The organism is Aquiflexum sp., from assembly GCF_977115555.1.
In genome coordinates, this window is sequence record NZ_CDSBKL010000200.1 from 1 (window position 1) to 7508 (window position 7508).

General features: G+C 37.5%; 5 protein-coding genes. 3 read left to right on the top strand and 2 right to left on the bottom strand.

Going from position 1 to position 7508, the window contains the following annotated elements:
• Positions 1-147: 147 nt before the first annotated feature.
• A complete protein-coding gene (locus ACZFYI_RS12490; RefSeq protein WP_462524464.1) occupies positions 148-615 on the bottom strand; it encodes an Lrp/AsnC ligand binding domain-containing protein in 468 nt (155 codons plus the stop codon).
• A 373-nt stretch (positions 616-988) separates the two neighbouring features.
• Between ACZFYI_RS12490 and ACZFYI_RS12495 the strand changes: the two genes are divergently transcribed.
• The 3 genes from ACZFYI_RS12495 (at position 989) to ACZFYI_RS12505 (ending at position 6582) form a co-directional block, all read left to right on the top strand.
• On the top strand, positions 989-1522 hold the full coding sequence (locus ACZFYI_RS12495) for a hypothetical protein (protein WP_462524465.1): 534 nt from the start codon (positions 989-991) through the stop codon (positions 1520-1522).
• Positions 1523-1648: 126 nt separating this feature from the next.
• The gene (locus tag ACZFYI_RS12500) at positions 1649-3571 is read left to right on the top strand and encodes a M14 family metallopeptidase (RefSeq protein WP_462524466.1); all 1923 of its coding nucleotides are present in this window, start codon (positions 1649-1651) and stop codon (positions 3569-3571) included.
• Positions 3572-3747: 176 nt separating this feature from the next.
• The gene (locus ACZFYI_RS12505) at positions 3748-6582 is read left to right on the top strand and encodes a S9 family peptidase (RefSeq protein ID WP_462524467.1); all 2835 of its coding nucleotides are present in this window, start codon (positions 3748-3750) and stop codon (positions 6580-6582) included.
• 78 nt (positions 6583-6660) lie between these two features.
• Here the strand turns inward: ACZFYI_RS12505 and ACZFYI_RS12510 are convergent, their stop codons facing one another.
• Positions 6661-7416 (bottom strand): hypothetical protein, encoded by a 756-nt coding sequence (locus ACZFYI_RS12510; protein ID WP_462524468.1) that lies wholly within the window; start codon positions 7414-7416, stop codon positions 6661-6663.
• Between the last annotated feature and the right edge of the window lie 92 nt (positions 7417-7508).

The following is a 7508-nucleotide window of genomic DNA, read 5'->3' on the forward strand; positions in this document are numbered from 1 at the left end:
CATTAATAAAATAATAACTTAAATATTTTCGTTTAATATTATAATAGTTTTAATTTAACTTAATTTAATGATACTTTTTATTAAAATGGATTTAATCTAAATAATCAAATTTTATGACGAAGATCACTCATTGGACAATTTATTTACTCATTTTTCAAAAAACTGTATTGGTCTGTTAATACTTTCTTCAAGTACAATCAGTGTTTCTGTTCGGTCTATACCGTCTACTTTTTGGATTTTATCCAATACGGTTCTAAGGTGATTTGTGTCTTTACAGATGATTTTTGCAAAAATGCTGTAGTTTCCTGTGGTGTAATAAGCATTGATTACTTCTGAAATTTCTTTTAGCCTTCCGATAACGGTATCGTATAGAGAACTTTTTTCCAGATAAATTCCAAGAAATGCAGAAATATCATATCCAAGTTTCGAAAAGTCAATATTGAGCGTGGCACTCTTTACAATCCCCATATCTTCGAGTTTTCGCATCCTCACGTGTACAGTACCGGAAGAAACGTACACTTTTTTGGCAATTTCTGTATATGGGGTCTTGGCATCTTCATTCAACAATGAAATAATCTTAAGATCAACATTGTCAATATCTAAAATTTTGTCCATTTTTTTCGGGTTAATTTGAGGCTATGTTAATATATGTGCCCACAAATTATGAAATAGTTAAAAAATAGCAAAATAAATTTTTCAATTTGTAAAATTCGGTAAAATGAAGTTACTTTGGTGGGTTAGATTTGAAGTTATATAATATTTGGGTATTATGACTTTTGATCAAATAAATGTTGGAAAATACAAGGTTTACTTTATTTGAGACATTTTTATCTTAGAAACTTTTAATCTCTAAAGTTATATTTGGGTTTATATTCTGAAAAGGGTCTTGCTGATGGCAAGACTTTTTTGTGCCCTTTTAAAAATTTCAAATGCAAAAATTTGCATATAAAAATATTTTATCTGTATATTTGAAAAAAATATCTCGCATATGTACAGACTTTCTTTCATCCTCGCATTATTCGTAAGTGTTTCACTTGCAGGTTCACAGGTTCAGGCCAAATCCGTTTTTTCTGAAAATGAAAATGACAAAGAAATTAATAGCACCACAAAGGAAAATGAAAAGGCGCTTATCTCTTTGAAACCTTTTGTAGGTGTTTCCTTAGAAAACCAAAGTTTCGGTTTGACAAGTGATGTGATAATTGATGTCCTTGATCCAGTTGACGGATTCGGTTCTGATTATGCGCCTTGGTTTTGGCCTGAAGAGACTTTTTCATTACTCGATTCATATGCCCCTTTTATTTTCAGAACAAAAAAGAGCGCTTCTGCTATTGATGAACTGAGGGTTGTGATTTCAATTAATGAATTTGGAAAAGTCAAAGGTTATAAAATCCTCAATGATTCAGCTGATAAAGGCTTGAAAGAAAGAGTAGCTTATGTTTTGAGAAAAATGCCTGATGCCGTTCCTGTTCCCGGATTCAATTCCTATCATTCTATGGATTTTGAACTTGTAATGGGTTTTTGATATTTATTCAGATTAACTCTTCGGTTTAATTGTCCCCGTTATTGATTTGACGGGGATTTTTTTTGAGCGGTTAGGAATGAGGGATGTCTTATCCTAATTTTATCCTGATCATCAACCTTTACAGTAATGAAGAAAAACATACTATTGATTGCTTTTGGATTGCTTGTTTCAACAAGTTTTGTGATAGCACAGGAAGTATCTCTATCTCCTGAGAAAAAATGGCCTGAACAGGATAAAAAATCAAAGTTTTATACAATTTCCGGTGAAAGACATGGGCAATCTTTCTTCAAGAAATATGAATTTCCTGAAGTCCAATATACACCTGGTGAAAAATTGACTTTTGACATCTACCATACCCCGGATGTGATGTACCATTGGTACAAATTATGGGCGGAGAAATACCCTGAAATCACCGAACTCTACGAAGTGGCAAAATCCTATGAAGGACGACCGATTCTTCAAATGACCATCACAAATAAAAAAACCGGGAAACATACCGATAAACCCGCAGCCTATTTTGAGGGTGGAAGGCATGGTGGTGAAGTGACTGCAAGTGAATCTGTATTTTGGTTGACGCAATACCTTTTGGAAAATTATGGTAAAGATCCTTCAATTACGAAATTGATTGATACCAAAACAGTTTATGTAAGGCCTCAAAATAATCCTGACGGGACAACGATGTATCTCTTTTCAGAACAAAGAAACAGGAGTACTGTCCGGCCGCATGACACTGATAGAGATGGATTATTGGATGAGGATCCTGAAGAGGATTTGAATGGGGATGGAATCATACACATGATGAGGAAAAAGGCCGTAACTGACAAAGAAAAGGAGCAGGCAAACCTCATTATTGATCCTAGAGATCCTAAAGGACGCCTGATGAAAAGAGTCTTCGAAGGACAGGGTGACTACCTGATGTATACTGAAGGGATTGATAACGATGGAGACGGAAAATACAATGAAGATGGAATCGGTGGATTGGATCTTCACCGAAATTACCCTGAAAACTGGCGGCCGGATACGGGTGGTGATGAAACAGGCAGGGGATATACCCAGTTTGGGGCCGGAGAGTATCCATTGAGTGAGATCGAAACCCGTTCTACAGTGCTATGGCTTCTTTCTCATCCAAATATCTCAGTGGTTAATTCCCTTGATACTAGGGTTCCCATGCACTTAAGACCACCTTCCACTTCATCTAGTGCGGAATCAATGTTTTTGAAAGACAGATTGATTTATGAATATTATGACAGCCTTGGAATGACTATTACAGGCTATCCATGGGCAGGTGATGTTTATGAGACCTACAGTACAAGAGGAAAAGTAAACAGACTGACCGGAGATCCTTTAAAGCCAAGTCCATTATTTGGTCACGGACCAGATTTCGGTTATTTCTACTATGGAGCGGTTTGGTATGGGGATGAATTATGGAACAATGGGGCCATGAAGGATTATGACGGCGACGGACAGCGTGATGACTACGACGGCATGCGTTGGGATGATGAGGAGAATGGATCAAGAGGTTTCAAAAACTGGGAAAAATTCGACCATCCTCAGCTTGGTGAGGTGGAAATCGGCGGATCTCATCCAAAATTCTTCGGACAAAATGGTCCTCCTTGGCAATTGGAAAGCTGGATCAAAAAGCAGTCACTGTTCAACCTTGCAATGGCGATGGACCTGCCGCAGATAGAAATCAAAAATGTCGATATCACCAAATCAGGGGATACTTATGAAATCAAGGTTTCTTGGACTAACTCCGGTAAACTCCCTGTAGCTTTAGATCAGGCAAAAAGAGTCAAAATAGTCCAGGAGGACCGTTTGATGTTGGATTTTGACAAAGAGCTGACCAAAGGATTTGAAAATGCCAAAGTTCAGATTACCACTCCTGATTTGTATGAGAAAACAATTTATGCAGGTTATACTGAAGCAGGAGAAACCAAAGAAGCGGTATTCAAAGTCAAGGTAAACCAAAAAGAACCTGTCAAAGGAAAACTCAAATTGCTCTCCACAAGGGGTGGATATATCGAAAGAGAATTCACTTTAGGAAACTAGGCGGATCAATTGACCCCATTTTACAAGCCGCAAAGCATTCATGTAAAGGAAAAAATCACCTAAACAACATGTGCTTTGTGGCTTTTTTTATACCTCCAAAAATCCATTAGAATAAAACTTTAAGAATTTTTAGAGGTTCTTCTTTTTATTGTAATCATATCAAAAGTCAGATAAAAATGAAAATACTTATCAAAATCTATGTCATTGCCATACTTTCCTGCACATCGACAATTTCTTTTGGGCAGCAAAAGCGGGCATTGACCCATCAGGATTATGATGGATGGGAAACTGTTTCTTCAGAAAAAATCTCAAAATCCGGCCAATGGATTGGTTATACCGTCAATCCCCAAGAAGGTGACGGTAGACTTGAAATAGTATCCCATCAGAATCCGGATCAGCGATTTCTTGTACCCCGGGTCAGTCAATGGGAATTTTCAAGCAATGGTGATTTTGCAATAGGAAAAATCATTCCACAAGCTGATTCAGTTCGTTTTCTTAAGCTGAAAAAGAAAAAAGGAGATGACATGCCCAAGGACAGTATCTTTATCATGAATCTCACAAATGGCGAAGTTGAAAAATTGGCAAGGGTGAAGTCCTATTCCGTCCCATCAAAAAAAGGGGATTGGTTAGCTGTTCATTTCGAGAAGGATCTACCAAAAAAAGCAGAGAAGAAGGAGACAGATGACACCACAAAAGTAAAAGATTCTAAAACTGAGAAACCTAAAAAAACTGATGGTACTAGACTCTTGGTAAAAGACTTTTCTAATTCCCGATCCTATGAATTTGAAAGGGTAAAATCCTATAGTTTTTCTGAAAACGGAGATTTTTTATTTTATACAAAAGCTGAGGAAGATACCTTGAAAAATGCCGGAATTTTTGTTTTGGAACTCAAATCGGGTGTTTCAAAACTTATTGATGAAGGAAAGACGGAATATATTTCCGCGGTTTTTTCCCCTGAAAACAAGTATTTGGCTTTTATGGCTACAGAAGATTCTGCCAAATCAAAAAAGCCATACTATGACCTTTATCTTTTTGACATAGCCAAAGAAAAAAATCAAAAAGTAGCTGATAAAGGAACAACAGGTGTAAATGGCATGGTGAGTAAAAATGGACGGTTGTTTTTTTCAAGTGATGAAAACCGACTGTTTTTTGGAACTGCCCCAGATTATGTTTCTTACTATTATGAAGATGATTCGACCATTCTTGACGAAGAAAGGGTAAGCCTTGACATATGGGGATGGCAGGATGCAGAGATTCAGCCCATGCAGTTAAGGAATAAAAACAGGGAGCTAAACAAATCTTATCTCGCCGTTTTTAATTTGAAGTCAAAAGTCATCACGCAGTTAGGAGATGAATCGACGCCACAGATCGTCACCGATAAAAAAGTAAAAAACCATTACGGTCTTGGATTTGACGAAAGCCCATATAGAAGAAATTTCAGCTGGGATATTCAGATCGGAAGTGACCTGTATTTGGTAGACCTGATTACAGGTTCAAAAATTCTTATTCGGAAGGATGTCCCAGGAAATCCAAGGATGTCACCTGAAGGAAAATATGTTTATTGGTACAATGAGCGAGACAGTTCTTGGGTTTCTTTTGATGTCAAATCAAAAACCTTCAAAAACCTTACAAAGAATATTGGAAGCAATTTTTATGATGAACTTCATGATTCTCCTTCTTTGCCATCCAGTAACGGTGCTGCAGGTTGGATCAAGGGGGATTTGGCTTTTTTGATTTATGATAGGTATGATATCTGGAAAATAGACCCTACAGGTAAGGCAGAACCTGTCAATCTCACAAAAGGAGAAGGAAAGAAGCAGCAAGTAATTTTCAGACTAGAAAAGTTAGACAATGAAGAGGAAAGTATTGACCCATCGCAGCCCTTTATTATGAGTGCATTCCATGAATTGAACAAGAAAAATGGGTTTTTCAGAGGGGATATCAATGGTATAAATCCTCCTCAATCCATTATTTTCACAGACCATAGATATTCAGGTCTCACAAAGGCTAAAGATTCTGACAAAATGATTATCAGAAGATCGACATTTCAGGAGTACAATGATATCTATGCCACTGATATGGATTTGTCATCTATGGAACGCGTCTCAAATGCAAACCCACAGCAAAGCCAGGTTAAATGGGGATCTGTGGAACTGGTAGATTACCTAGCCAATGATGGAGTCCCTCTACAGGGGCTTCTTTTCAAACCTGATGATTTTGATGCCAATAAAAAGTATCCCATGTTGGTATATTTCTATGAAAGAAATTCAGATGGGTTGCACTCCTACAGGTCACCTGCCCCAAGTGCTTCTACGATCAATATTCCGTATTTTGTAAGTAACGATTATTTGGTTTTTGTGCCGGATATCAAGTACGATTTGGGATTGCCGGGACCGAGCGCTTACAACTGTATCATTCCTGGCGTTCAGGCTTTGGTTTCAAGAGGATTTGTAGATGCATCCAATATGGCTATTCAAGGCCAATCTTGGGGTGGCTATCAGGTTGCCTACCTGATTACAAAAACAAATATGTTTAAAGCAGCGGGAGCAGGAGCTCCAGTGGTAAATATGACCTCAGCCTATGGTGGAATCAGATGGGGTACAGGTATGAGCCGCATGTTCCAATATGAACAAACACAATCCAGAATAGGAGGAACCCTTTGGGAAAAGCCGCTTTATTTTATTGAAAATTCACCTTTGTTTACCATGGATAGGGTCAACACCCCTGTGCTGATCATGCACAATGATGACGATGGTTCCGTGCCTTGGTATCAGGGAATTGAAATGTTTATGGCTTTGAAAAGGTTGGATAAGCCTGCTTGGCTCCTCCAATACAACGGGGAAGACCATAACCTCAGGTTGAGAAAAAACAGGAAAGACCTCTCAATCCGCTTGTCTCAATTCTTTGATTATTACCTTAAAGGTGCACCCGCACCCCTTTGGATGACAGAAGGTCTGCCCGCAGTGGAAAAAGGGAAAACCTTAAAATATGAACTATCAGGAAATCAATAAATTGTTTGATTGTAATCAAAAAAGCCATTGGGAAAATTTTTCCAATGGCTTTTTTCATTAAAGGAAAAAAATCCAAGATTACCTATTGATATATCTCCTGATTATAAATTGGAAATTGGCCATTGCATCAGGATAAATCAGCTTGTTTTTCATATTGTTTCCATCTATTTCAGAACTTGTCAGAAACATAGCGGAAATCTCCAAGCCAACATCCCAATCATATTCAAAATTAGAAACCAAACCGAATTTAAATGGGATATAGGCCACTGTAGTGGTTTGATTAGTTCTTTCCACATACCCCTGTACATAAATTCCGTTTTCAAGAACGCCATCACGCATTACTCTTTGTGCCCTTTCAGAATACATGGCACCTAGACCAAGACCTACATAAAAGTTAACAGGTTCGCCTACTCCTGATGAATTGGGGTTGATGTTGAAGACTGGCATGACATCTGCAAAGTAACTCATTCCTTTAAAGTAATAGGCTTGACCATTATTTCCCCATTCAATAATAATAGGTGTATTTAAAGGTCTAAATTCACCGCTATTAAGTACCTGACCGCCAAGAGTCGCTTTGATGTCGAATTTATCCGAGATCTCTTTGTTGTAAGAAAAAGAAAATGCAGGAGCCATCTTGAATTCCATGTATTTGTAAATCCCTGCGTTTTCAGCATAGATCATGCCCCAACCGTAACCTCCCGAAATATGGTCTCTAGATCCTTGGGCACTTGATAACCCAATAAAAGAAAGGATTAGAATAATAGTAAAAATAATTCTTGGCATAAATATTCTCATGTTGATATTGACCACGAATATACAAGATTTGAATTTCATATTCCAAAGTAGTTGTCATTGGGTGCTTTTGTGGGTACGTTTCTCAGATAAAGAATTTTGATTAACTTACAAAAGTGTTTTTTCAAAATACA

Bases quoted from the DNA above. Each gene is read 5' to 3' on its own strand.
- ACZFYI_RS12500 (WP_462524466.1), top strand. From the start codon at position 1,649: ATGAAGAAAAACATACTATTGATTGCTTTTGGATTGCTTGTTTCAACA.
- ACZFYI_RS12510 (WP_462524468.1), bottom strand. From the start codon at position 7,416: ATGAAATTCAAATCTTGTATATTCGTGGTCAATATCAACATGAGAATA.
- ACZFYI_RS12490 (WP_462524464.1), bottom strand. From the start codon at position 615: ATGGACAAAATTTTAGATATTGACAATGTTGATCTTAAGATTATTTCA.
- ACZFYI_RS12495 (WP_462524465.1), top strand. From the start codon at position 989: ATGTACAGACTTTCTTTCATCCTCGCATTATTCGTAAGTGTTTCACTT.
- ACZFYI_RS12505 (WP_462524467.1), top strand. From the start codon at position 3,748: ATGAAAATACTTATCAAAATCTATGTCATTGCCATACTTTCCTGCACA.